This is a genomic window from Nocardia sp. NPDC056100 (genome assembly GCF_042266325.1).
Lineage (GTDB): Bacteria > Actinomycetota > Actinomycetes > Mycobacteriales > Mycobacteriaceae > Nocardia.
On record NZ_JBHJVY010000002.1, the window covers coordinates 1,411,989 to 1,438,311 of the forward strand.

27 protein-coding genes are annotated in these 26,323 nt (G+C 64.6%); 18 read left to right on the forward strand and 9 right to left on the reverse strand.

Going from position 1 to position 26,323, the window contains the following annotated elements; translation table 11 throughout:
• Positions 1-111: 111 nt before the first annotated feature.
• From ACFC0O_RS18750 to ACFC0O_RS18765, 4 genes are all read left to right on the forward strand, one after another.
• Positions 112-909: an SDR family NAD(P)-dependent oxidoreductase gene (locus tag ACFC0O_RS18750; protein WP_375959379.1), complete on the forward strand. Its 798-nt coding sequence runs from the start codon at positions 112-114 to the stop codon at positions 907-909.
• A gap of 170 nt (positions 910-1,079) precedes the next feature.
• The gene (locus tag ACFC0O_RS18755; protein WP_375959381.1) at positions 1,080-2,534 is read left to right on the forward strand and encodes an MFS transporter; all 1,455 of its coding nucleotides are present in this window, start codon (positions 1,080-1,082) and stop codon (positions 2,532-2,534) included.
• A gap of 345 nt (positions 2,535-2,879) precedes the next feature.
• The gene (locus ACFC0O_RS18760; protein WP_375959383.1) at positions 2,880-3,203 is read left to right on the forward strand and encodes a hypothetical protein; all 324 of its coding nucleotides are present in this window, start codon (positions 2,880-2,882) and stop codon (positions 3,201-3,203) included.
• A gap of 109 nt (positions 3,204-3,312) precedes the next feature.
• Positions 3,313-3,729, forward strand: a complete 417-nt coding sequence (locus ACFC0O_RS18765; protein ID WP_375959385.1) for a DUF5994 family protein — start codon at positions 3,313-3,315, stop codon at positions 3,727-3,729.
• Here ACFC0O_RS18765 and ACFC0O_RS18770 read toward each other — a convergent pair.
• Positions 3,719-4,570, reverse strand: a complete 852-nt coding sequence (locus ACFC0O_RS18770) for a DUF1206 domain-containing protein (RefSeq protein WP_375959387.1) — start codon at positions 4,568-4,570, stop codon at positions 3,719-3,721. The two genes, ACFC0O_RS18765 and ACFC0O_RS18770, sit on opposite strands and share 11 nt — an antisense overlap.
• Positions 4,571-5,010: 440 nt before the next feature.
• Between ACFC0O_RS18770 and ACFC0O_RS18775 the strand changes: the two genes are divergently transcribed.
• A complete protein-coding gene (locus tag ACFC0O_RS18775; protein WP_375959389.1) occupies positions 5,011-5,385 on the forward strand; it encodes an anti-sigma factor in 375 nt (124 codons plus the stop codon).
• Positions 5,386-5,400: 15 nt separating this feature from the next.
• Here ACFC0O_RS18775 and ACFC0O_RS18780 read toward each other — a convergent pair whose 3' ends face one another.
• Positions 5,401-6,369, reverse strand: a complete 969-nt coding sequence (locus ACFC0O_RS18780; RefSeq protein ID WP_375959391.1) for a YihY/virulence factor BrkB family protein — start codon at positions 6,367-6,369, stop codon at positions 5,401-5,403.
• 156 nt (positions 6,370-6,525) lie between these two features.
• On the opposite strand from ACFC0O_RS18780, the gene ACFC0O_RS18785 reads away from it, so the two are divergent.
• The gene (locus tag ACFC0O_RS18785) at positions 6,526-7,494 is read left to right on the forward strand and encodes an alpha/beta fold hydrolase (RefSeq protein ID WP_375959393.1); all 969 of its coding nucleotides are present in this window, start codon (positions 6,526-6,528) and stop codon (positions 7,492-7,494) included.
• 16 nt (positions 7,495-7,510) lie between these two features.
• Here the strand turns inward: ACFC0O_RS18785 and ACFC0O_RS18790 are convergent, their stop codons facing one another.
• The 5 genes from ACFC0O_RS18790 to ACFC0O_RS18810 all read right to left on the reverse strand — a co-directional run bounded on the left by ACFC0O_RS18790 (position 7,511) and on the right by ACFC0O_RS18810 (position 11,398).
• Entirely contained in the window at positions 7,511-7,825 is a 315-nt protein-coding gene (locus tag ACFC0O_RS18790; RefSeq protein ID WP_375959395.1) for a hypothetical protein, read from the reverse strand.
• A gap of 12 nt (positions 7,826-7,837) precedes the next feature.
• Positions 7,838-9,358: an MFS transporter gene (locus ACFC0O_RS18795; protein WP_375959397.1), complete on the reverse strand. Its 1,521-nt coding sequence runs from the start codon at positions 9,356-9,358 to the stop codon at positions 7,838-7,840.
• A 287-nt stretch (positions 9,359-9,645) separates the two neighbouring features.
• On the reverse strand, positions 9,646-10,200 hold the full coding sequence (locus tag ACFC0O_RS18800) for a TetR/AcrR family transcriptional regulator (protein ID WP_375959399.1): 555 nt from the start codon (positions 10,198-10,200) through the stop codon (positions 9,646-9,648).
• A gap of 141 nt (positions 10,201-10,341) precedes the next feature.
• Complete coding sequence (locus ACFC0O_RS18805; RefSeq protein WP_375959401.1) at positions 10,342-10,794, reverse strand: hypothetical protein; 453 nt, start codon at positions 10,792-10,794, stop codon at positions 10,342-10,344.
• Positions 10,795-10,849: 55 nt separating this feature from the next.
• Positions 10,850-11,398, reverse strand: a complete 549-nt coding sequence (locus ACFC0O_RS18810; RefSeq protein ID WP_375959403.1) for a hypothetical protein — start codon at positions 11,396-11,398, stop codon at positions 10,850-10,852.
• A 345-nt stretch (positions 11,399-11,743) separates the two neighbouring features.
• Here ACFC0O_RS18810 and ACFC0O_RS18815 point away from each other — a divergent pair, with 345 nt between their 5' ends.
• The 8 genes from ACFC0O_RS18815 to ACFC0O_RS18850 all read left to right on the forward strand — a co-directional run bounded on the left by ACFC0O_RS18815 (position 11,744) and on the right by ACFC0O_RS18850 (position 21,041).
• Complete coding sequence (locus ACFC0O_RS18815; protein ID WP_375959405.1) at positions 11,744-13,378, forward strand: GMC oxidoreductase; 1,635 nt, start codon at positions 11,744-11,746, stop codon at positions 13,376-13,378.
• A 25-nt stretch (positions 13,379-13,403) separates the two neighbouring features.
• Positions 13,404-16,460 carry a glycine--tRNA ligase gene (locus tag ACFC0O_RS18820; protein ID WP_375959407.1) on the forward strand — a complete coding sequence of 1,019 codons (3,057 nt, stop codon included), beginning with the start codon at positions 13,404-13,406 and terminating at the stop codon, positions 16,458-16,460.
• Positions 16,461-16,520: 60 nt separating this feature from the next.
• Positions 16,521-17,009 carry an LOG family protein gene (locus tag ACFC0O_RS18825; RefSeq protein WP_375959409.1) on the forward strand — a complete coding sequence of 163 codons (489 nt, stop codon included), beginning with the start codon at positions 16,521-16,523 and terminating at the stop codon, positions 17,007-17,009.
• Between the two features lie 146 nt (positions 17,010-17,155).
• Positions 17,156-17,698, forward strand: coding sequence for a hypothetical protein (locus ACFC0O_RS18830; RefSeq protein ID WP_375959411.1), 543 nt, complete (start codon positions 17,156-17,158; stop codon positions 17,696-17,698).
• Positions 17,699-18,030: 332 nt separating this feature from the next.
• A complete protein-coding gene (locus ACFC0O_RS18835; protein ID WP_375959413.1) occupies positions 18,031-19,134 on the forward strand; it encodes a S8 family serine peptidase in 1,104 nt (367 codons plus the stop codon).
• 45 nt (positions 19,135-19,179) lie between these two features.
• Complete coding sequence (locus tag ACFC0O_RS18840) at positions 19,180-19,584, forward strand: hypothetical protein (RefSeq protein ID WP_375959415.1); 405 nt, start codon at positions 19,180-19,182, stop codon at positions 19,582-19,584.
• A gap of 145 nt (positions 19,585-19,729) precedes the next feature.
• Positions 19,730-20,548, forward strand: coding sequence for a DUF6881 domain-containing protein (locus ACFC0O_RS18845; RefSeq protein ID WP_375959417.1), 819 nt, complete (start codon positions 19,730-19,732; stop codon positions 20,546-20,548).
• A 70-nt stretch (positions 20,549-20,618) separates the two neighbouring features.
• Positions 20,619-21,041 carry a VOC family protein gene (locus ACFC0O_RS18850; protein WP_375959418.1) on the forward strand — a complete coding sequence of 141 codons (423 nt, stop codon included), beginning with the start codon at positions 20,619-20,621 and terminating at the stop codon, positions 21,039-21,041.
• Here ACFC0O_RS18850 and ACFC0O_RS18855 read toward each other — a convergent pair.
• The gene (locus ACFC0O_RS18855) at positions 21,038-21,637 is read right to left on the reverse strand and encodes a TetR/AcrR family transcriptional regulator (RefSeq protein WP_375959420.1); all 600 of its coding nucleotides are present in this window, start codon (positions 21,635-21,637) and stop codon (positions 21,038-21,040) included. The two genes, ACFC0O_RS18850 and ACFC0O_RS18855, sit on opposite strands and share 4 nt — an antisense overlap.
• A gap of 110 nt (positions 21,638-21,747) precedes the next feature.
• On the opposite strand from ACFC0O_RS18855, the gene ACFC0O_RS18860 reads away from it, so the two are divergent.
• The 3 genes from ACFC0O_RS18860 to arfB all read left to right on the forward strand — a co-directional run bounded on the left by ACFC0O_RS18860 (position 21,748) and on the right by arfB (position 24,872).
• The gene (locus tag ACFC0O_RS18860; protein WP_375959422.1) at positions 21,748-22,710 is read left to right on the forward strand and encodes an alpha/beta fold hydrolase; all 963 of its coding nucleotides are present in this window, start codon (positions 21,748-21,750) and stop codon (positions 22,708-22,710) included.
• Complete coding sequence (locus ACFC0O_RS18865; RefSeq protein WP_375959424.1) at positions 22,694-24,274, forward strand: class I adenylate-forming enzyme family protein; 1,581 nt, start codon at positions 22,694-22,696, stop codon at positions 24,272-24,274. Before ACFC0O_RS18860 ends, ACFC0O_RS18865 begins: the two co-directional genes overlap by 17 nt.
• A 169-nt stretch (positions 24,275-24,443) precedes the next feature.
• Positions 24,444-24,872: an alternative ribosome rescue aminoacyl-tRNA hydrolase ArfB gene (gene arfB, locus ACFC0O_RS18870; protein WP_375959426.1), complete on the forward strand. Its 429-nt coding sequence runs from the start codon at positions 24,444-24,446 to the stop codon at positions 24,870-24,872.
• A 1-nt stretch (position 24,873) separates the two neighbouring features.
• Here the strand turns inward: arfB and ACFC0O_RS18875 are convergent, their stop codons facing one another.
• Positions 24,874-25,323 carry a hypothetical protein gene (locus ACFC0O_RS18875; protein WP_375959428.1) on the reverse strand — a complete coding sequence of 150 codons (450 nt, stop codon included), beginning with the start codon at positions 25,321-25,323 and terminating at the stop codon, positions 24,874-24,876.
• A gap of 162 nt (positions 25,324-25,485) precedes the next feature.
• Here ACFC0O_RS18875 and ACFC0O_RS18880 point away from each other — a divergent pair, with 162 nt between their 5' ends.
• A complete protein-coding gene (locus ACFC0O_RS18880) occupies positions 25,486-26,229 on the forward strand; it encodes a GNAT family N-acetyltransferase (protein WP_375959430.1) in 744 nt (247 codons plus the stop codon).
• Positions 26,230-26,323: the final 94 nt, after the last annotated feature.

Here is a 26,323-nt window from a genome sequence, read left to right on the forward strand (position 1 = left end):
GCCGACCATCGACCGACCTCCCGGATCACATCGAGTGCGGAATGCGACGGATTCGGATCAGGTCGAGCGGGACCGGTCACTCGGCGCGACGGTGTTGTTAGCGTTCGCCGGATGGATCTGGAACTGAATGGGAAGCGCGCGATCGTCACCGGCGGCAGCCTGGGTATCGGATTGGCCGTGGCGCGGGCGCTCGCGGACGAGGGCGTCGACCTGGTGATCGCGGCACGTGATGCCGAGCGGCTCGAGGCTGCCGCGTGGGAGGTGTCGGAGGCGACCGGTCGGCGCGTGATCGCGGTGCCCACCGACACCGGTGACGATGAGCAGGTGCGGCGGTTGGTCGAGCGGACCGTCGAGGAATTGGGCGGGGTCGACATTCTGGTGAATTCGGCGGCGACGCCGTGGAGCGCGGGCGCGAGCGCGGATCTCGCCGCGACCTCGGATGAGGTGGTGCGGCGCGAGGTGGAGATCAAGGTGCTGGGGTATCTGCGCACCGCGCGGGCGGTCGCGCCGCATCTGGTCGAGCAGGGGTGGGGCCGCATCATCAATATCAGCGGACTCGGTGCGCGCCAAGCCAATTCGATTGCCCAGACCATCCGCAATGTCGGGGTGTCGGCCCTGACGAAGAACCTCGCCGATGAACTCGGGCCGCACGGAATCAATGTGACCGTGGTGCATCCCGGGCTGACCAGGACCGAACGACTGACCGAGCGGCTGACCGCGGAGTCGCGGGAGAACGGAACCCCGATCGCCGAGCTCGAGCAGACGGCGGCGCGCAATTCGCTGCACCGGGTGATCGACGCCTCGGAAGTCGCTGCGGTGGTGGCTTTCCTGGCGTCGCCGCGCAGTGTCGCGATCACAGGTGATGCCATCGCGGCCGGCGGTGGGGTTCCCGGTCCGGTCTACTACTGACCGGCCCGAGCCGATAGCCGTTGCCACACAACGGCTATCGGCGCACGCCGTCATTCTTCAAACACGGTGGCCGGTGCAGCGATCAGCGCGAGCGTAAACCTGTTGTGAATACAGCAGTGGGTACAACATCATCGGATGAATTGTGCGCAGTCGGCCGGGACGATTCCGCGATGACCGAAGCGGCGGCGGCCCCGGTCGGGCTCGCGGACGTGACGGACCCGCTCCCTACGGCCACCCGCTCGGACGAGCGCTCGGCGTTATGGTCCTGTCTCGGTGCGGGTTTCGCGACACTGCTCGACAGTGCGGTGGCCGCGTTCACCGCTCCGGCGGTGCAATCCTCACTCGCGCTGGCGGACTCCGATATCCAATGGTTTCTGGCCTCGTTCTCGCTGATGTTCGGTCTCGGGCTCGCACCTGCCGGGCGGCTGGGCGACGCCTACGGACGGCGCGGATTGTTCATCGCGGGGCTCGCGCTGTTCCTGGTCGGCGGTATCGCGTCGGCGACGGCGATGAGCGCGTGGTGGGTGATCGGCGGGAGGCTCGTGCAAGGGTTCGGGGCCGGGGTCATCAGCGCCCAGGTGCTCGCGGTCATCCAGGACACCTTCACCGGTCCCGCCCGGCTGCGCGCACTGGCCGGGTACACCGCCGCGGGCGCGGCCGCCGCGATCGTCGGACCAGTGGCGGCCGGTCTGGCGCTGTGGCTCATTCCTGCCGAATTCGCCTGGCGGATAATACTTTTACTGCCGATACCGTTCACCATCGCGACGATCGTGTTTGGCTTCCGAGGGCTGCCCCGCTCCCCGCGCGTGCGACGCACGACCGATCTCGATGTGCCCGGTATCGCCGCTTTGGGCTTGCTGGTGGTCCTGGTGACGATTCCGGTCATCGACCCCGGACTTCCCGCGCACACCATCGTGGCCGTGATCGCCGCGTGCGCATTGCTGCTCACCGGTCTCGTGTGGTGGGAGCGACGGTACGCGCGCCGGGGCAAGCTGCCGCTGTTCACGCCCGCGCTGATGCGATCGCGCGGCTATGTCACCGGAAACGTGGTGGCGGCACTGTGGTTCGGGGCCGTATTGGCGTTCGGCACGATCAAGACCGTCTACTTCCTGCAGATGTCTGATATTCCCGCCCTCGCCCTCGCACTGGCGCTGATCCCGACGGCGCTCGCGCGGATGGTGGCGGCACGCTGGGGGCAAAGGCTTTTCGTGACTCACGGTCCGGCGCTGGTCACCTATGGCCTGGTGATCCAGACCATCTGCCTGGCGGTCAGCGCGGCAGCGGCACTGTGCAGTGACGGATGGGCACTGTTCCTCATCCTGTCAGCCATCCAGATCGGCTCCGGCCTATCCGGTGGTGTGGTGGAACCGCCGCTACGCGTGGTCACCCTGGCGTTCTCCCCGCCGTCACTACACGGTGTCGGCGCGTCATTTCTGCAACTGACACAGCGCCTTTCGGCAACCTTCTGCATCGCGCTCACCACCGGCGTGCTGCTCGCGTTCGGAGGGACCGCATCGACGCAGTCGCTGATGTGGGCGGTACTGCTGTGCGCGGGAGCCTCCGCGATAGCGACGGTCGCATCGTTCTCACCGCACTTCCGGGGCGATTCACCACTGGCGCAGTGAGATTCGCGGCTTTGCTCCGTTCGGGGCGGCGATATCGGCGTACAGAGGGTCCGTTATCCGCAGCACTTTCCGATGCAGCCCCCTCTCGCAGTGTTAACGCCGTAGACCTACGTCCATAGAACTACGCTGTTGACACACGATCGAGGCAAGCGTCTACTGGAGGGAACACTAGAAGTGTCGATGATCGCCCTCATCGCTCTGCTCGGCCGGTCACGAACTGGAGAACACTCCCGCGAACCGAGACCTCGACGAGAACGCCGGGGGCTCGGGACACATCCGCACCCCACCCGAGTTGGCGCGACCGACTCGAGTGACGATCGCATCGCGGTCCCGACAAGATTGGAAATGCGCGCGATGGCAACATATTTGGACTCCCCAGGCTTGCCGTTCAGCCTGCACTTCCGCGATGCCGAATCCCCCGCCGTGGCCGCCGCCGCACGTGACTGGATCGCACGCGGGCAGATCTTCACAGTAACCCTGACCAACGATGCTGCGACGATCGAAAACCGTTACCTGCTGGTCAATTTCGGCGCGGTGACCTGTCTGACCGTGCATAACGCCGATTCCCGGGACGACGTCGCTGAACAGCGCATCACCTATGGCGCCGTGCTCACCGCGAGCGGCGATCTCGAAATCGAAACCCGGGCGCTCTCCGCCCATCGCGACTGACCATCCCGGCCCGCGGCGGCCAATCGACCCGCCGCGCGCAGTGGGGAACAACGCTCGGTCGGCAAATCGGCCGGGCGGACTCGAGTCTCGAATGAAAGGAGAGTCGATCATGACCTCACAGGCGACCGACACCACCACCACAGGGCGGACATCGCACGCCCGGCCGCTGCGACTCGAACTCGAGGGTGGCGGCGCTGCCTCCGACGGGTCCTGGTGGCCGCACGGTCGCGACCTCAGCGCGGAACTGCCCGAACTGCTCGCGATGCTCACGCCCCGGCTCGGCCCGATCCATCGCGTGATCTACAACCTCGACGAATGGGATACCGCGCCGCGCAAACTCGCCTTCGGCGGACGCCAGGTTCGGCTCGACGGGTACCGGCACCTACCCGCCCGTACCTTGGAAATCCTCGGGGTCGGCATCGGTGCTCGACTGGCCCTCAGAGTCATCGCATCGCAAGCCGACGGCGAATTGTCCGGCGCACAGCAGCGTTGGGAATCCGAAGGCGGCGGTCGGGCTACATCTTGACGTAGCGCGCCATCGCGAAGCTGTACAGGCCGTAGGTGATGATGCCCAGACCGGCGACCACGAGCAGGACGACTCCATATGGTTGCGCGCCAAGGGTTTTGAACGCGCCGTCGAGGCCGGTGGCCTTATCCGGCTTCGACTGCACCGCAGCCAGGATCACCAGCGCTCCGGCCGCGGCGATAGCCAGACCCTTGGCGATGTAGCCGACCATGCCCAGTCTGCGCACGAGTGCGCTGGTCGCGCCTTCGAGATCGTCCAGGAAGTTTCGGCTGGCGCCCTTGTAGACGTGGTAGCCGCCGATCGCGATGATGATCAGTCCGCCGATGATCAGGGCGATGGTGCCCGCGGTGTGCTGCATGACGCGGGCGGTGAGCCCGGCGTTCTGACCACTGCTGGACTTGCCGTGGCCGCGGGCGAATCCCAACGCGGACAAGGCGAATGCGAAATAGACCACGCCAACCGAGAACGCCTTGATCCGATCGATCACCTGGTGCATCGTGCCGTCGGCATCGGGCTTGGACGCACTGCCGAGTACGGCTTCAGCGACTCGCCACAGCGCCATCAACACGAACGCGACGAAACCTATCCAAAGTGCAACGGTGCCACCGGGTTTGGCGGCGAGCTCGGCCATGGCGCCGGATTGGTCGGCCGCGCCGCCCCCGCCGCCGAACGCTATGCGAATGGCGATGTAGCCGATGAGCAGGTGAACGATGCCGCTCATGATGAATCCCGTACGGGCGAACCGTTCGAAGACGCTGTTCTGCGCAATGCGCCCGAGGGTGGAGGACGAGTTGTCCGACGACGCCGATGGGGAGCGCGTGGCGGGGTTGGTGTCCGGCATGATTCCTTCTTCGCGCTGATCGAGAGTGTGCACACGCCGCATACCCACTCGAATCCGCCCAAATCACAGCGTCACCGGCGTTGCACCGCATTCGACGCCCAGACCCACCCCCGGCCACCGCGTTGTTTGAGATCGTCGATGCGGGCTATTCGCCAAAGGACCGACCGAATACCCCAGGTCGGAGACCCGACGAAAGGATCTGTGACGCGGAGAATCGATTTCGGGTACATATCACTGTCCATCAGATCCCTGGGGGCAATCGAATGACCGGACGACCACCAACCCGCCGCGGCGGGAACAGCCAAAGGCCGAATCGTGCTGCCGGAGCGCATCTTCGACTGGTTTCCACCGAAGCTCCTGTGTCCAGGCGCCGTTCGGCTCACCTCACACCCAGCCGTACGATAACCGTTCAGATTCCGGCCGACCCCGCCCAGCTGATCATGCTGAGGTCGATCGCCGAAACGGTATGTCTCACCGCTGATTTCGATATCGGCACAGTTACCGATATTCGCATCGCGCTGGATGAGGCCGCCACCATTCTGATGCGACACCATACGGTCGGCAGCATCATCACCTGCCAATTCGTTTTCGACGAACAGCACATGCGGATCAGGCTCAGCTCGATATCGGAGAGCGCGACGCCTTTCGATATCGCGGATCTGGGCTGGCACGTATTGCGCGCGATGACCGATGATCTGGCCACGAGCGCGAAACCGTTCGACCCGCGCGCATCCGGCTATCCGGTCGAGGTGCGGTTCGCCCGAAGCCTGGGGCGGGTATCCACCGCTCCCCTGCCGCCCGATTCGCCACTGTAGTTCGTCCCGCCGCACTCACTTCTCGGGCGGCTGATCGAAGGTGACTTCGATTTCCTCGAAGTCCTTATTGCGTTGCGCCTGAGCCTGATCGGTGTACGTACGCCGGTCTCCCGGGGTGAGGATGGCGGACTCGGTGAACAGCGTCAGCAACGCGCGCGGATAGAGCCGGTCGATCCTGACCACATTGATCTCCGCGCACAGCACGACCACGAACGAGGCCAGGTAGAGAAAGCCCAGCAGCCCCAGGACCACCGCGAACACCCCATTGGTGTTCGAGGAATGGTTGACCACCCGCCCGACATAGATCGAGCCGAACCGCTGCAGCAATTGCCATGCGAGAGCGGCGGCGATCGCGCCGGGAGCGACCTGCCGCAAGCTCAACGGGCGCATGGTCGCCCACTTGAACACCAGCGCGAAAACACCCGCGTTCAACACCACCGATGCCGCGATTAGCAGCCACGCGAAGCCGAAACCGATCTGCCACGCGGCGGCGATCCGCGACACCACGATCAATCCGAGAATCAGCGGGCCGACGACGACCAACCCGATCAGTCCCCGTACCCGCACCGCGAACGGATCCGGGCGCTGATTGAGCGGCACCCCCCACGCGACATTCATCGCATTCTGCACCGCCACCGACACACCCAGCCCACCGAACGCCGCACCGCCGATACCGACGATCAGCCCCACGGTGCCGCCGCTGAGCCGCTCCGGCTGCCCGAGTTGATCACCGATCACCGGGAATTGGCTCACCGCCGAATCGAGAATGCGCTGTTGCAGATGCGGCTGCGCCTCGAGTACCACCCCGAGCACCGTCGTCAGGATGAGCAGCAGCGGGAACAGCGACACGAACGCGTAGTACGTGATCAACGCCGCCAGATAACCGCCCTGATCGCCGACGAACTTGTAGATCACCGCGAGCGGAAACCCCAGCCCCGGATGACGCTGCTGCAAACCATCGACCCGGTCGACCAATCCGGCCATTCAACCCTCGCGAAGCGACACGATTGCCTCCTTCACCCGAGGTGATAGGCACTGCCATCAACGCTACGCCGACCGGGGGATGCCCGGGTGCGATCGAATCGGCGCACATATCCCCTAGGCTCGCAGGATGTGCGCATTGCGGGCGGAATCGCGGCGATGACGGATAGTTGGCGCTCGCTGAGCCCACGCCGGACAGCACGGCTACGCGGCGACGATGAGTTCCGATTGTTCGACGGTTGGACACGCGGGCGGACCGTGCATGTGCGGTCCGCGGACGATACTCGAATCAATACCGAGGTATTCGGGCCCGAGCACGGTTACCCCATCGTGCTGTGTCATGGATTCTGCTGCGGAATTCGCTTCTGGAGCAACCAGATTCGAGATTTGGCGGAGGACTATAGGGTCATCGCGTTCGACCAGCGCGGGCACGGATTCAGCGAAAGCCCGGCACGCGAAGCGCATACGATGGAATGTCTCGCGGACGATCTGGCCGCGGTGCTGCGCTCGACACTGCGCCCCGGTGAGCGCGCGCTCATCGCGGGACATTCGATGGGCGGCATCGCGATTCAGCACTGGGCGAATCACTATCCGCGCGATGTCGCCCGCTACGCCGACAGCATCGCGCTGATCAATACCGCACCGGGCGGGCCGCTCGACGACGCCATGGCGTCCGGCTTGCGTGATCGACTCACCGCATTGGCCAAACCGGCGGGTGATCTGCTCCTCGAAGGGCTTCTCGGAGCACCGATCCCGGCACGAGTGCCGTTCGGAACCGGGTTTCTGTCGCCGGGATCCGAGGCCGGACCCGGGGTGCGGGCGCTGATCAACGAGTTGGTCATGACGACCCCGGCCACCACACGCCGCCATTTCATCCACACGCTGCTGCGATTGCGCATCGACCAGATCGACCGGAGTCGGCTCACCGCACCGGTATTGGTGATCGAAAGCACCGATGATCGGCTGGTGCCGCCCCCGCACGCACGTCGGCTGCGGGAGCTGCTGCCGAACTACCTGGGGTCGGTGCGGCTGCCCGGGGGCCATTGCGGGCCCCTCGAGCAGCCGAGCACCGTGACCACGGCATTGCGCGGGCTCGCATTGCCTGCGCGAGAAGCGAATTCCGTGTGACCGGCAATCGGTTCTCCTATTTGCGTTGCCTTTCAGTCGATTTCAGCACCCGGCTCGCGGTCGCCATGAGGAGAATGACTCCCGCGAACGCGGCCAGCAGCACCGCCGCGACCGTGTATGGAGAACGGGTCGAGTCCGCATAGGTCACGCAGTGTTGCGCCCAGCCGTCGAACATCAGGCACTCGGCGCGATCGTTGATCACCGAGCCCAATGCGAGTAAGCCGAAACTTGCTGCCAGACAACCGATTGCGATGAATCGGCCGATCCACATCATCATATTCCGCCGTTGCGTCATAGCGCATCGAAGGTAGTCATATCGATCCTTGTCCACGTCATTGTCCGATCAGTGCGTGGCCGCGTCGGCGGCCTTGACCGGCGGCACCAGCAGATAGACGACCACGGCGACCGCCAGCATGAACACTCCCGTCACCGCTCCGGTGACGCTGAACGCCGAAGTGAAGGAGTCCCGCGCCGCAGCGGTTACCGCCGCATCCGGCAGACCGACCGCCGAGCCGATCGATTCGTGTGCCGTATCCACGGTTCCGGGCGAGAGCCCGTCGGGCAGGTCGAGCCAGCGCCGGTACAGGCCGATCGTGGCGCTGCCGAGAATCGCGATCCCCAGCACATTGCCGAGCTCATAGCAGGTCTCCTGAATCGAGGCCGCGCCACCGGCTCGCTCGGCCGGTGCGAACGACATGATCACCACGGCTGCCGACACCAGGGCAGAGGAGACGCCGAAACCCATGGCCGCCAACGAGATACCGGTCACCAATGAATTCGGATCGGGCACCAGTGCGGGCACCAGCAGAGCCACACCGAGCAGCGCCATACCGAACGCCATGATGGTGCGGGCCGGGATCCGATCCAACACCCTGGGCAGCAACACGGCCGCTGTCAGCGCGGCGATCGGCGAGGGCAGCAGTGTCAGACCGGCCGAGAGCGGGCTACGCCCCTGCACGAACTGCAGCCACTGGGTGAGCAGGAACATCACCGCGCCCATGCCGAACATGCCCAGCATGTAGACCGCCACCCCGACGGAGAAGGCACGCGAGCCGAACAGCCGCACATCGAGTAGCGGGTCACGCTGGCGCAGCTGCCTGCGGACGAACACCGTCAGCAGGACCACGCCGAGCAGGATCATCGGCAGCGACTGCCAGCCCAGCAGCCCCTGTTTGCCGGTCATCTTGATCCCCTGCACCAGGGCCACCAGCCCCAGGCAGGACAGCGCGACACTCCACCAGTCCCAGCCACCCGCTGCCGGAGTGAACGATTCGGGAATGAGCGCCAGCGCACCGATCACGCACACCACGACAACAGGCACATTCACCAGAAACGCTGCGTTCCAATGGAATTTCTCGACCAGGAAGCCGCCGAGCACCGGGCCGACCGCGGCGCCGACGGTGGCCAGGGTAGCCCAAATCGCCAGTGCCAGTGTGCGTTCTCGGGTATCGGTGAACACATTGCGGATCAGCGACAGCGTCGAAGGCATGATCATGGCGCCACCGAGACCGAGCATGCCGCGCGCGAAGATCAGCGCGGCCGGATTCGGCCACAGCGCCGGGATCAGCGATGCGGTTCCGAAGACCACCAAGCCGATACACAGCACCCGGCGGCGTCCGGTCCGATCGCCGATCGCGCCCATCGTGATCAACAGACCCGACAGCACCAAGGCGTAAGCGTTGACTATCCACAACTGTTCGAGCGAACTCAGATTCAGCTCATTCACCAGTTTGGGTAGGGCGACATTCAGAATGGTGGCGTCCATCGCGACCATCAGCAAACAGCCGGACAGAACAAGCAGAATCCACCAGCGCCGACGGTCCATGGCTTTATCCTGCTCGCGATCGGCGTATAACACCGTCATTCAATTCACCTCCGTGAGTCCAGAAACCGTCGGCGCCGGGGACGAAATGGCTGCACGCAGTCGATACCGCTGAGAATCCGCCACTATGGGCGACCTCTTCAATTCTAACCGGTTGGTCCACTTCTGACCAGTTGGTCAGAATGAAATGTGCGGGTGTTCACACCATTGCGCGATGTGTGCGGCGAATCGTCAGCTCACCAATTTTCGCCCAAGACCGCAGGCAGATAGAACCTCGGATCAGAGGCGGAAGGGAGCGATTGCGTAGCGATATGGCAGTCGAGGCACGTTCAGAGCGGTGCCACGTCCGCCAATGCCGCTCGAAAGGATTCCTGAAGTGGGCCGCGCAGGTCGTCGGCGCTCACATCCATCAGGCGCACCGGCGTCTGGAAGAGTCCGACGAGCGCGAATTGGACTCGGACGACTTCGGATAGGGGCGCGTCGTCGTCGATAATCAATGCGCGAATCGCGACCGCACTCGCCGTCATCCGTCGCACCGCGGGATCGTCGGGTAATTCCTCGGCCAGGCGCGAATAGCACGCAACCTCCATCCGGTCCCGCATTGCCAACTCCGTCAGCGCCGGAACCGCCCGCTCCCGCCGCTGTTTACGCGGTAGCGCCGACAATTCCCGCACCAGCGCTTCGACATTGGCGCTGGCCGGGGCCAAGATCTCGGCGAGCAGGCGCTCCTTCGAACCGAAGTGATAGAGCAGCGCGCCCTTCGAATAGCCCACCACCTGTGCGATCTCCGCCAGTGAGGCACCTTCGTACCCCTTGACGACGAACGTTCGCAGTGCCACCGCGCGCAATTCGGCCAGCATCTCTTCGCGTGTCTGCCTAGGCAACTGCCCTCCAATTCCGAACCCGCCGACCGGCCGGGACGGCCGTCCTGTCGACCATAATCGACTGCCCGGTCAAAACCTGCCCACCCGGTCAGGGTGTTCGGAGACTCCGTGGAGAGTTTGAACGTCACGAAAGAGCCCAGGTCACCGGACGGTGATTTCGACCTGACCGGGATTCGTACTCATCCGCAGCGCGATCCGGCCTTTGCCGGTGGGGAAATAGAGGTATTCCCCGCCGACGCCGTGCGCGGTATTGCCGGAGAACGGATCCACCGGCACGATGTCATGCGCGATCGCGCCGCTGCCACCGGTATCGAGATTCTGCCAATAGATTGTCGCCGGTACGACGCAGTGCGGTACGAACGGAACCCTGGCCCAGAAATCGAACCGTGCCCGCACCCCACCCTCGGGGTCGTAACCGGCGGGCATCATTTCGGCTTCGAGTCTCCCGAAACAAAGCGGGGAGTTCCCCGTAATCGAGACCTCGTCGAATGCGGTCGCACCGGAATCGCGTGCGGCCGACGCGGGTCCGGCGGCCGCACCTACTGCGAGCAAAGCAATCGCGGTGCACAGGAACGTCTTTGCGGTGCGGGGCATAGAACTCGTCTCCTTCGAGTGGCGCTGAACGATGCCGGAATTCGGTGGACAGTGGTCAGGGCAGGACCCAGCCGATGATGGCCCCGATTCCGGCGCCGATCGCACCGAACGGCAGTGACAGCACCCCAAGGCCGAGTACCGCACCTATACCGAGTCCGATGAGCGCGCCCACACCCGCGTTGTACTGATGGCGGTTCAGGTCGGCGGCGGCATCGACGAAATGCCGTTGTGCCGCAACGCTTTGCTCGGGGCTCAATGCGGGAGCGCCGATCGGGGTCAGCGCCAGTGATCGGCCCGCCTGATCGATATGCGGGGCTAGTGGATAGGTGGTTCCGGCGACCTGGACCGCCATCGGCAGGGTCGCGGTCACCGCCCCGGCGCTACCGAAGAGCGTGACGGTTTTCGAATCGTCCGACAGTTCGAAATGACCGCCGTCGACCACGGTGGTCACCGTGGCGGCGGCCGCGTCCACGCCGGTCGTATAGGACATGCCCTGATCGATGCCAGTTGCCTGGTCGACGCCCGGTTGTGCGTGCGCGGTGCCCGCGGTGATCGCGGTCGCGGCGATGGCGAGCATGGCGGTTGCGGCGAATTTCTTGATCATTGTCGACTCCGTGGTCTCGGTTGTCCGAAGAACGATCCGGAGGGCATTCCCGCTCCGGATCCCTTGTGCGTCAACGGGTTCGATGACTCCGCTGGACCGCATCGCACCGGCGGATTCGCCGATACCAAGACACGCAATTCGTGAAGGAACTCCTCAACCCTAACCGACCAGTCAGTTTCTGACCAGTCGGTCAGATCAAATGTGTGCGTGTTCACACTTGGCTGAACGGGTCAATCGTTGGTCGGCTCGCGCCATTGCCCGTAGGTGGGCACATTTGGAAGCGTCGCATGAAGACGACGCGGTGGCCGTCGATGACGCACTTCCATTGAAATGACGGTTTCCGCGATGCATCACGAATTCGACTGGCTGGTCATCGGTTCCGGCTTCGGCGGCAGCGTGTCGGCGTTGCGATTGAGCGAGAAGGGGTATCGGGTCGGAGTTCTCGAAGCCGGAAGGCGTTTTGCCCCTGAGGATTTCGCAGAGCGGGCGTCTCAGGTCGCGAGGTACTACTTTCTCCCCGGGTTGAAGATGCGGGGCATTTTCCGGCCGACCCTGTTCAAGGACGTTTTCGTGGTGACAGGTGCGGGCGTGGGTGGCGGATCGCTCACCTACGCCAATACGCTGTACCGCAGTCGGCCCGAGTTCGCGACCAATCCGCAGTGGGCACATCTGGGTGATTGGGATAGCGAGCTCGCACCGCACTATGAGGTGGCCGAACGCATGCTCGGCGTCGTCGATTACGACGCCGACGGGCCCGCCGACACTCTGTTGCGCGAGTATGCGACCGAGCACGGATTCGGTGGCACCTATGCACGCAGCCGCGTGGGGGTATTTCTCGGCGAGCCCGGAAAGACCGTGCCAGACCCGTATTTCGACGGTGCGGGGCCCGAGCGCACCGGATGCGTACGCTGCGGCAGTTGCCTGCTGGGCTGCCGCCACAATGCCAAGAACACCCTCGATAAGAATTACCTTTGGTTCGCCGAACAGCGCGGGACGTCGATTCTGCCGCAGCGCACCGTGATCGATATCCGCCCGCTGGGTGCGGCGGACGGCGGCGACGGATACGCGGTGACGACGGTGGCCACCGGGCGCTGGTTCCGGCGCGATCGACAGGTGCACACCGCCCGAGGAGTGGTCGTGGCCGGTGGCGCGCTCGGCACGAATCGATTGTTGTTGCGCTGCAAGCTATCCGGCTCACTGCCCGGGCTGTCGAATCGGCTCGGGACGCTGGTGCGCACAAACAGTGAATCGATTCTCGCGGTCACCGCACCCGATGACGGCAATGACTTCGCGCACGGACTGGCATTGACCTCGGGGGTATATCCGAGCCCGAGCACCCACATCCAGCCCGTAACCTACGGTGCGGGAGGCGATTTCATGTCGCTGCTCACCACGCTCGCCACCGCGCGCGGTACCCGGCGCACACGCCCGCTCTATTACTTGGGCACGGTGCTGCGACATCCGGTGCGGTTCGCGCGCGCCACCCGCATTCGGCACGCCTCGCGACGCACGGTGCTGCTGACCACGATGGAGTCGGTGGACAATTCGATCTCGCTGCGGGTGCGCTTCCGGCTGCCTACCGGATATCCGGTGCTGACCACCGAGCAAGACCCCAATCACCCTATCCCCCAGTTCATTCCGGCCGCGTACGCTGCCGCCGAAGCCATCGCGGACAAGATCGGCGGGGTGGTTCGGGCGGCGGTCCCCGAGGCCATCGCCTCGATACCCACCACCGCGCACATTCTGGGTGGCGCGGTCATCGGCGAGTCACCCGCTACCGGTGTGGTCGACGCGCGGCACCGTGTGTTCGGGTACCGGAATCTGCTGGTCTGTGACGGTGCGGCGATCCCGGCCAATGTCGGCGTGAATCCGAGCCTCACCATCACGGCCATGGTCGAGCGGGCAATGAGCTTTTTGCCCGTTGTGCCCGATCACGAACTCCCCGCGCCGATCACGTTCACCACCGCCCGCCAGACCTGAGGCGGCGGCTGGGTAGGATCGCGCGATGACAGACGAATCCTTCCGTACGGGGTCGCAGATCCTGTCCATGCAAGAAGCGATCCTTCGTCTCCAGGACTACTGGTCCGGTCACGGTTGCCTGATCGCGCAGCCGTTCAATACCGAAGTCGGTGCGGGAACGATGAATCCGGCGACGCTGCTCAGCGTGCTCGGTCCCGAACCCTGGCGCGTCGCGTACGTCGAACCGTCCGTGCGGCCCGATGACAGCCGCTATGGCGAGAACCCGAACCGGCTGCAGACCCACACGCAATTCCAGGTCATTCTCAAGCCCGAGCCGGGGAATCCGCAGGAGCTGTACCTCGGATCGCTGGCGGCGCTTGGCATCGATCTGCATGCGCACGATGTCCGGTTCGTCGAGGACAACTGGGCCCAACCCGCCATCGGCGCTTGGGGTTTGGGGTGGGAGGTCTGGCTCGACGGGATGGAGATCACGCAGTTCACCTATTTCCAGCAGGTGGGCGGGCATACGCTCGATCCGATCCCGGTGGAGATCACCTACGGGCTCGAGCGCATTTTGATGGCGGTGCAGAAGGTCGATCATTTCAAGGATCTGCTCTACGCACCCGGTGTCACCTATGGCGAGTTCCTGGGGCAGTCCGAGTACGAGATGTCGCGCTACTACCTCGATGACGCCGATATCGCCGCCACGCGCGCGCTGCTCGATATCTACTCGCGAGAGGCCGGGCGGCTCATCGAGCGGCGGCTGCCGATTCCGGCGCACAGTTTCGTGCTCAAGAGCTCACACGCGTTCAATGTGCTCGATGCGCGCGGGGCGATCTCCACGACCGAGCGGGCCAAATGGTTTCAGACGATGCGCACGCAATCACGCGCGGTGGCTGAGCTGTGGACCGAGTTGCGCGCCGAGGCGGGGCATCCGCGCGGACTGTATGAGCCGCTGCCGATCGCCACTGCCGCAGAGGTCGAATTGCCTTCGCACGGTGGACTGTTGGTGTTCGAGATCGGCACCGAGGAGCTGCCCCCGCATGTGGTCGATGCGACCGCGGTAGCGGTGCACGGCGAACTGAGCCGCCGGCTCGCGGAAACCGCACTCGACCACGGGGCGATTCGGGTGGACGCCACTCCGCGCCGAATCACCGTGCGGGTGGAGGCGATTGCCGATCGTGAACCCGATAGCGTCCAGGTCCGGCGCGGGCCCAAGGTCGCCGCCGCGTATTCCGGCGACGGCGAGCCCACCCGCGCGCTGCAAGGGTTCCTGAGCTCCCAGCGGGTCACCGTGGCCGACCTGACGCGCGTCGAGGTCAACGGCGTCGAACATGTCGCGGTCGAGACGGTGCGCTCGGGGCATAGCGCCGCACAGGTGCTCACCGCGGTGCTGTCGGAGCTCGTGGCGGAGTTGCGTGCCGATAAGAATATGCGCTGGAACGATCCGATCCTGAGCTTCAGTCGGCCGATTCGGTGGCTGCTGGCGCTGTTGAATGATGCTGTGCTGCCGGTGATTTCGGGTGCGCTGCGGGCCGACCGGATCACGCGCGTGCATCGCAACGCCGCTCATCCCGAGGTCGGTGTCGGTACAGCGGATGACTACAGCGCGGTCTTGCGCGCCGATGGCATCCTCATCGACTACAACGAACGCCGCACCGCCGTGGTCGGCGCGGCCGAGACGCTGGCCGCCGAGCACGAGGGCACGATCGACACCGACGGTGAATCCGATCTGATCGATGAGATCACTAACCTGGTCGAAACCCCCGTTGGCGTGCTGGGGCATTTCGAGGAGCGGTATCTCGAACTGCCCGAACAGATCCTGACCACTGTCATGCGTAAACATCAGCGCTACTTGCCCGTTCGCGCCACCGATGGCGGATTGCTGCCGCTGTTCGTCACTCTTGCCAATGGCTCCTGCGATCTCGATGTGGTCCGCGCAGGTAATGAGAAGGTCTTGCGCGCACGCTTCGAGGATGCCGCGTTCTTCTGGAAGACCGACCTGCACACCGCGCCCGAGGAATTCCGCACTCGGCTCTCGGGATTGACCTTCGAACAACGCCTCGGCTCCGTGGCCGACCGAGCGGACCGCATCGCCGCCGTCGCGCGCGAGCTCGGCACCGCGATCACGGTGTCCCCCAATGACTCCGAGACCCTGGCGCGGGCCGGAGAGCTGGTGAAGTTCGACCTCGCCACTCAGATGCTCGTCGAGATGACCTCGCTCGCGGGCACCATCGCGCGCGAATACGCCCGCAAGGCAGGCGAACCCGAGCCGGTCGCCGAGGCGCTGTTCGAGACCGAACTCCCCCGCCACCACAACGACCGCCTGCCCGAGACGATCCCCGGTGCACTGCTCGCGCTGGCAGACCGATTCGACCTGCTGGTCGCGATGCTCGCGGTCGGGGCCAAACTCACCGGCACCTCCGATCCGTACGGCCTGCGCCGTGCGGCCCTCGGTATCGTCCGAATCCTGCGCGCCCACCCCGCGCTCGAGCCGGTGTCCTACCGAGTCGGCCTCGACGCCGCCGCGCGCACGCTGCGCGAGCAGGGCATTACCGTCGACGATGAAATCCTCGACACCGCAGCGGAATTGCTCAGCACCCGGTATGAGCAACGCCTGCGCGACGAGGGCATCCCGATCGCACTGATCGAGGCGACTCGCGCGACTGCGTCCCGTCCGTGGCGGGCGGATCACCTGCAGCGCGAGATCGAGCAGGCCCGCGCCGAACAAGGCCACCAATTCGCCGAGCTGGTCGAAGGACTCCAACGCATCATGCGGATCCTGCCGCCTGATACCCCGGCCGACTACGACCCCGTGCTGCTGACCGAGCCCGCCGAACAGCACCTCATCACCGTCTCCACCACCCTCACCGACAGTCGCGACCAGCCACTCCCGACCTGGGTTTCCTCCGCCGCACCCCTGAGCGAGGCCCTGCGACAGTTCTTCGATGACATCCTGGTCATGAGCGAGGACCCCGCCCTGCGCGCCGCACGCCTGGGATTGCTCACCAGTGTGCTGCAAGCCGCCCCACGCGACATCGACTGGCGCTCGGTACACCAACTGCGCTCCGACTCCCCCGACACCGCAGATCTCACCGCTTGACCATCTTCTCGTGACAACCAATACCCTTGCGACACTGCCGATCACGATCGGAGCCGAACGATGCCACCCATCCAGGTCGCCGTATGCGGCCCCCGTGACTGCACCGCGCAAGAGGCAACCCACGCCCGCGAAGTAGGCCGCCTACTCGCCGAACGCGGCGCGTGCGTCCTCTGCGGCGGCGGCCCAGGCGTCATGGCCGCCGTCGCCGAAGGCGTCACCGCCGCACACGGTTTCGTCATCGGCATCCGCCCCGACACCGACCCGTCCACCGCCTGCGAAGGACTCTCCGCCGTCATCTACACCGGCATGGGCGAGGCCCGCAACGCCATCCTCATCAACTCCGCCGACGCGGTAATAGTCATCGGCGGCAGCTGGGGCACCCTCTCCGAACTCGCCCTCGCCAATCTACGCGGCGCCATCCCCATCATCACCCTCGGCGGCTGGAAGATCCTCGACGCCGATGACAACCCGGTCGATGCCGCGCTGACCGCCGACACCCCGGAAGCAGCTGTGCACGAAGCCCTCTCACGCACGAAGCCCCACCCCTGAACGAGCCGGAATCCGCCGGATAGGATCGCTCCGGTGATCCCGCGTCCCGCCAAAGGCATTCCCGATGGCCTGACCCCACGCGCTCGATCGTATGTCCGTAGACGCGGCGTCGAACTCGAGGTCCAGCCCGTGCAGAATCACCGGCAATGGTGGCTCGAGCGCGGCGTTCCCGCGAGCGTGATCGACCGCATGCGGCCTACCAGAACACCTGGGGTGGACTGCATTTGCCGCCCGCGCCGATGTACGACGGTGGACCCCACTATTTCCAGCCGGATTCGCCCGAATCAGACTCTGCGGGATGGTGGTTCGAAGCCGGGCCGCAACGGACAGCGGTGCCCTTCACGTTCATGATCGGTCCGTCCGGTGAATTCGGAATCCAGGCGGAGGGGGCTCGTTGGGCGGCCTTGCATTCAACCATCGAGGGCTGGGTGGAAGCGCTGGCTTTGGCCGACCACGCATCGGTGTGCGCACGCCGGATCACCAGGCTCATGGGTGATGAGGTCGATGGCGTCGACTTGGACGACTACGAGTCGGTGCTCGAGGTGATGGGCCTCGCGGACACCTGGTGGCGTGGGCCGGACTCGCTGGTGGCGTTGTACACCGGTGAGGCAAAAGGCCTCGATTTCCCCGGGGCGCGTGTCGCGGTGATCTATTCGGGCCTCGATGAGTGGGGTTCCACGGCGACGTAACGCCCGATGCGTAGCCATGCCCCAGCCCTCGATTATGTGTGAAGTAGCGATGTTTCATTTCTGCTACGGATTCAGGCGGGCCGCGATACAGTGCTGCCTGCGTGGATAACACGAAGAAGGGATGGGGACTATGAAGGATGGGGAAATAGGGCTTTTGTAGATGAACCGGAGGTGGCTGCCCGACTCGACTGAGGTCGGCGGGAAAGCCCCTGCTCGGTAGTCTCATCGCATTTCAGGGTCGGCCTGGCGGTACAGCCATGTCGAATACTGTTCTGCGCCAACCGCAATGCGAATTGCGGAATTTCTGACGCCGTCGATTCGGCGAGGCTTCGATGCCAACGCTCGATTCGTCATGCGCATTTATATCGATTACCCGGATGGGAATACTTGTGAGAATACGAAAAGCATTGATGCTGGCACCCCTGGTGGCGATGACCACGGTTATGTCGGTTGTCTCGGGAGCCGGTAGCAGCAGCGCCGACAACGCCTCCGATCTGGCTCTGTACCACCCCAGTTCGGGCTGGGCGCAGAGCCTGATGGGCGCGGGTAGTGTGACCTCCACGGGGGCCGGGGTAACGATCTACGTCATCGACGGTCCGATGAATATCACTCTCCCGGAATTCGGCGGACGAGCGTCGATCGCCCAGAATTACTTCCCTCCCAATACAACTGGGACATTCCTCGACGATCATGCGACCGAGGTCGCCGTCGCCGCCGCGGGTTCCACATTGGGATTGGCGAAACAGGCCACGATCAAGTCTGTGCAGGTCCGTCCGGACTGCAGCGGCCAATGCGTGGACTACCAACGACTGGTGGACGGCGTCAATTGGGTGAAGTCGGACCATCAAGGCAAGGGTCCGGCGGTGGCGGTGATCTCCGCCAATCTGAGTAGCAACTTCGGATTCGGCGGAGACCCCAATCATCAACTGCGAGACGCTGTCAACGCACTCGCGGCGGACAATGTATTCGTTGCGGTGTCAGCCGGAAATTACGATGACACCGCTCCCGCGCCGCTGCAGCCACTTTCCGTCAATGCCTGCTTCAACCCTCCAGCCGATGCGGCGGGTCCCATGATCGCCGCCGCCAGCGACGCCAGTGACAAGCATGTCTGGCAGGAGATCACCCCGTCGGGAGCGGGACATTCAGTACAGAAGATCTGGACTTCATCCGGATTCGGCTGTGCCGACATTTTCGCGCCCGGGCAGTGGATCGATACCAAACTCGCCGACGGAACCGACACCATGCAGTCGGGAACCTCATTCTCGACGCCCTACGTGGCTGCTGCGGCCGCCCTGTACAAATCGAAGTTCGGTGACGCCGCCTCGCCCACGATCAAAACGTGGCTCTTGCAGCATGCGGCACCCATGAAGGGCCTGTACACCAACTGGCTCTACGGCAACGACCCCACCGGGCGGTTGAACCTCAATGGCCTGTGATCGCACAGCCTTCCACTGCCTCCGCACGAACCGCCGGGAGAAATCATGATCTCTGTAAACTCGCGCACTCGCCGCTTCGCGACCGCGACCTTTCTCGCCTTGGCCACCAGCGCAATCCTGGCCCCGCAGGCGTTCGCCAAAGTCGACAACGTCAAGGCCCCGGAGGACGTAGCCAAGTACCCCTGCGCCTTCCACTGCCAGATCACCGCGCACCTCTCCGGTGCCGATGCCAACGCCCCGGTGACATTCTCCGTCAACGGACAGAAGATCGGCACCGCAACGCCGGCTGCCGAAAAGGACGGCGACAAAGGCAAGTTGACCGCCTCCATCGAATGGGCAGCGCCCGGCAACGGTGAATACGTCATCACCGCCACCCAGGGCTCAGGCGACAAATCGACGACCTACAAGGTGGACGTAGACGTATCGAAGACCTCCAAGAAGTCCGGCTGACCCGTTGATCGGTGATGTGCGGATCCGGCATCTCGACCGGGCCCGCACATCACCGTCGGCGGCTCGATTCCTTCGACCTGGCGGCATGCGAGCGGATTCCGAGGGGCAGCCGAGAATGTCACAGGCGCCAAGTACGTTGCTCTGCATGGAATTCGAGTTGCCGCGACCTGATGTTCTGTGGACCACAATCGCTGATCACGGATATGCGTTCTTGAACCTCGCGGACGGCAACCCAAGGGCGATCAAGGTTTTCCGCGCTGATGAACCGACCTGGGCGGTGGGCAATCGACTGGTGAGCGAGGACGGTACCGGAAACTGGTACGCCCTGGTCAACGTGGACACCGAACGGGCACTGCTGTTCGGGGGTGATGAATCAACCGCGTTGGTCGACACCGACTTCGATCCGTGGGCGAGCGCGCCGCCATGGGCAGCGGCCGTTGACCGGACGGTCGTTCACCCCAGATTGCACGAGGGTGTTGTCACCTTCGTCCGCTGGTGGGACGGAATACAGTGGTGCCGAACCCCTTTCGAGGCGGACCTGCCCGACGAGTACGACGACGAACCTGACGCCGACGATGGCCTGTACGCCGGGCTATGGCAGCTGTTCGATCCCGCGTGGACGCCCGAAGACGAGGGTCGGCCTTCGGACCAAGCGCAGTACACATACGGTTTTGTACCCGGTGAGCCTGGCATGCGGTACTGGAAGATCAACGCGCACACTGCGACCGGGACCGAGTCGAGACAAGTCGTGGTCGAGATCGACGCCAACGGATACGAGGTTCGAAAAGTCGAGTACTTCGCTGACGGCCGAAGGGGTTTCGCCGGGGGCATCATGTCGACGTTGCGTACCCAGCTCTCGGCGACTCCCGTAGCGGATATCGCCGAACACCCCGGCATGGTGGAAACAATCTCTCCTTGCGAGTTCGAGGCCGAATGGCTTGCCGTTGGCGCTTGCTATCGATAGGAACGGGTACCGTGACGCAGGTTCGATTGAGTCGCCCTAGGAACGATGTAATCGGGAAGGACGCGTCGAGATGATCGATCATGTCTACGTTTCGGTCACGGATATCGAGAAGTCGCTGGCCTTCTACATCGCGGCGCTGAAGCCGCTGGGCTGGCGCGAATTCGGGAAGTACGATTCGGCCTCCGGGCCGGATAATGTTCCGGATCTGTTCGGTGTCGGCGATGACATCTATGTCTCCGGTACCGGGGTCGGATCGAGTATCTGGTTGCGGCAACGGCAACCCGGCGAGACCGGGCTGTACGTCGGGATCGTGTGCGATAGCAACGATGCCGTTGATGCCGCCTACCGTGCCGCGATCAATGCCGGTGGCGTCGACGAAGGTGAGCCGACGGATCGTACGTATTTCGCGCCCGGTTATTACGCCGCCAATGTCGCCGACTTCGACGGCAATCGCTTGGAATTCGTGCACAAGTCCTGGAATACCGCACGTTAGCCCACGGGCCGGTTGAGCATCGCCGTGGCCGCGCGGGCCCAGTAGTCGAGCATCACGGTGTCGCCGCGGCCCCGGCGGGTGGGGGCGCTGAAGGCTAGGCCGCGGGCGATTTCGACGGTGAGCATGGCGAGGGTTGGGAATTCGGGGTCCGTGGCGATTTCGGGACCGAAGAGTTCGGTGAGTTGGTCGCGGAGGCGTTTGGCGATCCGGTCGGTGACGGGGATGAGGGTTTCGCGGAAGTCGGGGTTGGTGCGGGCCGAGGCCCAGAGTTCCATTTCGGCGAGAAAGTCTGGGCCGGAACATAATTCGCGGACAGCGGCGATCGCGGCGGTGAGGCGATCGGCGGGCGGGTCGACGGCGAATCGTTCGATCATTCGTTGTGCGCGTTGAGCGCGGCGCTCGATGAGTTCCTCGATGGTGGCCGCGAGGAGATCTTCGCGGGTGGGGAAGTGATGCAGGAATGAGCCGCGTGACAAGCCACTGGCCTGCTGGACCGCGCGGGTGGTGAGGGCGGCGTAGCCGGAGTCGGTGAGGATCGCGATCGCGGCATTGAGCGCCGCGGTGCGTGATCGTTCGCCCCGTGCTTGGACTGCCATCGGTCGCCTCCTGCTGCCGGAATTCATTGACATCGTGCCCGGGTTCATCGCAAGATGGAAAACGGTCCAGTCGGACTGGTTTTCAGAATACCTCGACGAGGAGGTTGACGGTGCGTGCCCAGTTGGAGGGCGTGGTGGCCGATACCCGCAGGTTGGTGGGTGCTGTTCGGATGCCACGAGCCCGATACGGGTTCGGCAATGTTGTCGAACCGGCGCTCCCGCGCGGCGAAATGATCGATCTGCCCGGACGCGGGCGCACCTTCGTACGGATGGTCGACGGCCCGGCCGACGCGATTCCAGTGATGCTGCTGCACGGCTGGTCATGGAACGCGGACTTGAACTTCGCGGGCGTCTTCGAAGCACTCGGCGAACATCACCCGGTGATCGCACCGGATATTCGCCTGCACGGTCGCGGGCCGCGAATGGCAGGGGACTTCCACGTGCAGGACGCCACCGACGACGCCATCGCGCTGCTCGACGCACTCGGCATCGAATCGGCGCTGCTGTGCGGCTTTTCGATGGGTGGCGTGCTGACCGCGGACGCGTCGCTGCGGTATCCCGATCGGGTCGCGGGCCTCGTCGTGCAGGCCGCGGCCGCCTGCTACACCGATACGGCGCGGGAGCGAGCGTTGTGGCGCAGCCTGCTGGCTATGCTTCCACTCGCGCAGCGCGGTGGCGGGCCCGATCTCGCCGCGCGCTATCTGGCCGGTTCGCTGCGTGGCAATGCCGAGCTGATGGCGCGCTGGGGCTGGATACGCCGGGAACTGAGCCGCACGACGCTACTCGAAATGCTCACGGTCGCAGGTGAAGTAGCGCGAGCGGACCTGCGCCCGGCATTACACGCCCCGGCGGTTCAGCCCGGAGAATTCCTGCTCACGACCGAAGACCGGCTCTGCCCGCCAATAGCCCAGCGGGACCTCGCGGACCGGCTCGGCATACCGGTCGTCGAGATCGGCACCGACCACGATCTGCCCATCGCCCAGCCCGACAGGTATGCCGACCTGACCGTCTCGGCCGTGCTGCGCGTCGCCGAGACCATTCGCAAAGTGGGAGTATATGAGCACACCGCCTGACTTCGAGAAGTCTGGAATCGCAACGACTTTCGGTGCGGAGCTCGCGGCTGCGGCACAGTCGCACCCGGACAAAGTGTTCCTGCGCTGTGGTGACGAGATGGTCACCTACGCCGAGCTCGACCGGCTCAGCGCGCGCATCGCGAGCCGATTACTCACCGAGGGTTTCCGGTCCGGAGATCGAATCGCGATAGCCGCGTTGAACCAACCGGAGTGGCTGGCAATGTTTTTCGCGGCCACGAGGATCGGGCTGATCGTGGTCACCCTCAATGTGCGCTACCGCGAAACCGAACTCGAATACATGCTCAACCACTCCGGCGCGCGGGCGGTGATTACCCACACCCGCCTCGGCGAATTCGACTATGTCAGCCTCTATGCCGCTCTCGCCGAACGCATTCCGGCCGTCGAACACCTCATCTACCTCGAAGCCGATGAGACCACCGGTCTCCCCTACGCCGCGCTGGCCGGATCGCCGATCGATAGGAATGCCCTGCGCCCGGCCGAACGGAAGGTGACCCCGGATACCCCCGCGGTCATCCTCTATACCTCCGGCACCACCGGACAACCCAAGGGCGCGGTACTGACGCACGCCGGCATGCTCGCGGCGGCGAGCGCCCAGCTCGACCACCTCGCCGTGACCGGCAAGGACGTATTCATCGGCAATATGCCGCTCAACCACGTCGGCGGCATCACCTGCACCATCACGCTCGCGCTGCTCGCGCGCGCCACGGTAGTTCTGATGCCCGCGTTCAGCCCCAAGGGCGCATTGGACACAATCACCGCGACCGGTGCCACCGTCTTCGCGGGAGTACCGGCCATGTTCGCAATGATGCTGGCCCACAACGATATCGATGACTACGACCTGGAGTCTGTCCGGGTTACCGTGGTCGGCGGGTCCAATGCCGACCCGACGCTGTGCGCCGCGATCGCCGCACGTTTCCGCCGTGCGCGCCTGTCCAACCTCTACGGACTCAGTGAATCGTCCGGCGCCTGTGTGCTTTCCGCGGTCGACGACGATCTCGCCACCGTGTCCTCAACCCTGGGCGTCCCGATCGCCGGGGTCGAGATCAAGGTCGTCGATGCCGATGGCGCCGCTGCTCAGGAAGGGGAACTGCTGGTGCGCGGCGGCGGTGTCGCCGCCGGGTACTGGCGGATGCCCGAGGAAACCGCACGGACCTTCCTGCCCGGCGGTTGGCTGGCCACCGGTGACATGGTCGCGGTCGGCCCCGGCGGTCATCTCACGCTGCGCGGCCGCAGCAAGGAAATGTACATCCAGGGCGGCTACAACGTGTATCCCGTTGAGATCGAGAACGTCCTGGCCACCCACCCCGCGGTCGCCATGGCTGCCGGTATCGGCGTCCCCGATCCGGTACTCGGGGAGATCGGGCGCTACTACGTCATCGCCAAACCCGGCACCGACATCACCCCCGAGGCCTTGATAGCCCACTGCAGGCAACGACTCGCGGACTACAAGGCGCCCAAACAGATCGTCCTCGTCGATGAACTGCCGATGACTCCCGCCGGCAAGATCGCCAAGGCGCAACTGCGAAAAGCAGATTCATCGTGAGGCCGAAGCAGCGCTACCTCTCGAGGACATCCCGATCCCGGCACTGTGGCACGCTATCGGGGCTGAGATAGGCTTGAACAGTTGATCTTCGATCACGACGCTGCGGCAGGGAGTCGCAGTCACCCCGACGAGACCTGGTCGACTCGCGGATTGGAAAGAGTGGCGGATCGTGGCGGAGGACCTGACCGTGACTCGGAGGCTGGTGATTCCCGCGTCCGAGTTGCGTGAGCGATTCTCGCGGTCGTCCGGTCCGGGAGGGCAGCACGTCAATACCACCGACAGCCGGGTGGAGTTGTCGTTCGACCTCGCCAACTCGCCCTCGGTGCCGGAGTCGTTGCGCGCCAGGATGATCGAGCGTCTGGGTACCCGTCTGGTCAACGGGGTGATCACGATCGCGGCCTCCGAGCACCGTGCCCAGCTGCAGAACCGTGAGGCCGCCCGCGAACGCCTGGCCGTCCTGCTGCGGGAGGCCGCTGCCGCACCGCCGCCAGTGCGGCGCGCCACCAAACCCTCACGCGGAGCGAAGGAACGCCGCATCGCGGAGAAGAAGCGGCGCGGGATCACCAAACGTAATCGCCGTGCCTCCCCCGATGACTAGCTCAGTGTGAGCGCTGAACCAGACCATCGATAGTCGCTATCCATTCCGAAGGATTGGGAAGGATGAAGCCGTAGTCGCCGGCCCGGGTGGAGACGACGAGATGGGTGCTGCCACCGCGGACCGCGCCGTTGAAGACCTTGGATTCGTGGGCGCCGGTGATGGCGGGGACGGGGATCTCGATCAGTTTCGAGGTGGCGGTGCGAAAGACCAGGCGGCGGGCGGTGAGGCCGATCTGGCCGTTGTTGCTGATGTTGGAAACACCCGGGACTGTGGAGCCGCGGTAGATGCCACGCTCCATGGGGCGGATGATCGATTCGGCGGCCATGTTCGCGGCCAGGTCCCTGTCCAAAAGAGCGTTCTTGCGCCGGAAGTGGATCACGATGGGGATCCAGATCAGCTGGATCGACAGGGCGGCCAGGACGATGCAGATCACCAGGATGACGACGTCCATGTCGATCTTCCGTTCTTCGACGACTGCGGCGGCGGGTACTGCGACCTGCGAAAATCGTATGCCTGATCTTCGCCGGAAGGGAAGGCGATGACGAGCGATGTGGTGAGCATGGGATGGTTGTCAGTCGGCCTTCCTGTATCGCGTGGCAAGTAAGGAACAACGATGACCGCACCGGGCAACCGGCAACTCCATGTCGATGCCGTAACCATTTACATCGCAACACATTTGGTGCGAGCACATGAATCCGGTGGCGGCGAGGGATCCAGCTGGTTTCGCACGGGCGCTCCCAGCGACGAACTGAACGCGGTGCTGCGACTGGGCGGCGATCTTCCCGCCGAGATCGAACGATTGCGGGACCTGTTCGACGGCATTCCTGCATCCTGGCATTTCTGGCGGGACATCGACTCGCCTGAAATCCCTTTACTGCTAACGCAATCCGGTCTCGCGCTGTTCGAAACCGAGCCGCTCATGCTGTTCACGGGTACGGGCGAATCAGCACCTCACGACCTCGGGCATCACAAGCTCGCGCGAATCGAGGAAGCCACCGACGACCTCGGCCTGGCGCAGTGGGCGGCACTCTGGTCGGACTCCCCCGATACGGATGCGTTGGTGGCGGGCCTGCGCCAGGGCCTCGCATCGACTCGCTACCTGGTGTGGCGTGACCACGGCGAAGTTCTCGGCTGCGCAGCCGTCGTAACCAGCCCCGCGGGCGCATCGATCGAGCACATCGTCACGCGAGCCGATCACCGCGGGCAAGGCATCGGCACCGCCCTCACCAGGCGAGCCCTCGAGCTGGCCCTCGATTCCGGCACCGATCGCGTCATACTCACCGCCTCGCCCGACGGCGAACGGATCTACGAACGGCTCGGATTCGTCACCGTCGGGCACGTCGACCGATACGCGTGAGGGCTCAGGCGGTCATCGCACTTCGAAAGTCGAACGGGCGGTGGGTATCCGGCCGCGCGGGCCGTAGGTCGTGTATGCGAATCTCGGCGATACA

Excerpts from the sequence above, each read along its gene's own strand:
- ACFC0O_RS18825 (WP_375959409.1), top strand. The coding sequence starts at position 16,521 with ATGCCACCCATCCAGGTCGCCGTATGCGGCCCCCGTGACTGCACCGCG.
- ACFC0O_RS18785 (WP_375959393.1), top strand. The coding sequence starts at position 6,526 with ATGACGGATAGTTGGCGCTCGCTGAGCCCACGCCGGACAGCACGGCTA.
- ACFC0O_RS18795 (WP_375959397.1), bottom strand. The coding sequence starts at position 9,358 with ATGACGGTGTTATACGCCGATCGCGAGCAGGATAAAGCCATGGACCGT.
- ACFC0O_RS18840 (WP_375959415.1), top strand. The coding sequence starts at position 19,180 with ATGATCTCTGTAAACTCGCGCACTCGCCGCTTCGCGACCGCGACCTTT.
- ACFC0O_RS18760 (WP_375959383.1), top strand. The coding sequence starts at position 2,880 with ATGCGCGCGATGGCAACATATTTGGACTCCCCAGGCTTGCCGTTCAGC.
- ACFC0O_RS18810 (WP_375959403.1), bottom strand. The coding sequence starts at position 11,398 with ATGATCAAGAAATTCGCCGCAACCGCCATGCTCGCCATCGCCGCGACC.
- ACFC0O_RS18750 (WP_375959379.1), top strand. The coding sequence starts at position 112 with ATGGATCTGGAACTGAATGGGAAGCGCGCGATCGTCACCGGCGGCAGC.
- ACFC0O_RS18830 (WP_375959411.1), top strand. The coding sequence starts at position 17,156 with ATGGTGGCTCGAGCGCGGCGTTCCCGCGAGCGTGATCGACCGCATGCG.
- ACFC0O_RS18835 (WP_375959413.1), top strand. The coding sequence starts at position 18,031 with ATGCCAACGCTCGATTCGTCATGCGCATTTATATCGATTACCCGGATG.
- ACFC0O_RS18765 (WP_375959385.1), top strand. The coding sequence starts at position 3,313 with ATGACCTCACAGGCGACCGACACCACCACCACAGGGCGGACATCGCAC.
- ACFC0O_RS18820 (WP_375959407.1), top strand. The coding sequence starts at position 13,404 with ATGACAGACGAATCCTTCCGTACGGGGTCGCAGATCCTGTCCATGCAA.
- ACFC0O_RS18775 (WP_375959389.1), top strand. The coding sequence starts at position 5,011 with ATGCTGAGGTCGATCGCCGAAACGGTATGTCTCACCGCTGATTTCGAT.
- ACFC0O_RS18845 (WP_375959417.1), top strand. The coding sequence starts at position 19,730 with ATGGAATTCGAGTTGCCGCGACCTGATGTTCTGTGGACCACAATCGCT.
- ACFC0O_RS18805 (WP_375959401.1), bottom strand. The coding sequence starts at position 10,794 with ATGCCCCGCACCGCAAAGACGTTCCTGTGCACCGCGATTGCTTTGCTC.
- ACFC0O_RS18780 (WP_375959391.1), bottom strand. The coding sequence starts at position 6,369 with ATGGCCGGATTGGTCGACCGGGTCGATGGTTTGCAGCAGCGTCATCCG.
- ACFC0O_RS18755 (WP_375959381.1), top strand. The coding sequence starts at position 1,080 with ATGACCGAAGCGGCGGCGGCCCCGGTCGGGCTCGCGGACGTGACGGAC.
- ACFC0O_RS18880 (WP_375959430.1), top strand. The coding sequence starts at position 25,486 with ATGACCGCACCGGGCAACCGGCAACTCCATGTCGATGCCGTAACCATT.
- ACFC0O_RS18865 (WP_375959424.1), top strand. The coding sequence starts at position 22,694 with ATGAGCACACCGCCTGACTTCGAGAAGTCTGGAATCGCAACGACTTTC.
- ACFC0O_RS18815 (WP_375959405.1), top strand. The coding sequence starts at position 11,744 with ATGCATCACGAATTCGACTGGCTGGTCATCGGTTCCGGCTTCGGCGGC.
- ACFC0O_RS18770 (WP_375959387.1), bottom strand. The coding sequence starts at position 4,570 with ATGCCGGACACCAACCCCGCCACGCGCTCCCCATCGGCGTCGTCGGAC.
- ACFC0O_RS18875 (WP_375959428.1), bottom strand. The coding sequence starts at position 25,323 with ATGGACGTCGTCATCCTGGTGATCTGCATCGTCCTGGCCGCCCTGTCG.
- ACFC0O_RS18855 (WP_375959420.1), bottom strand. The coding sequence starts at position 21,637 with ATGGCAGTCCAAGCACGGGGCGAACGATCACGCACCGCGGCGCTCAAT.
- ACFC0O_RS18850 (WP_375959418.1), top strand. The coding sequence starts at position 20,619 with ATGATCGATCATGTCTACGTTTCGGTCACGGATATCGAGAAGTCGCTG.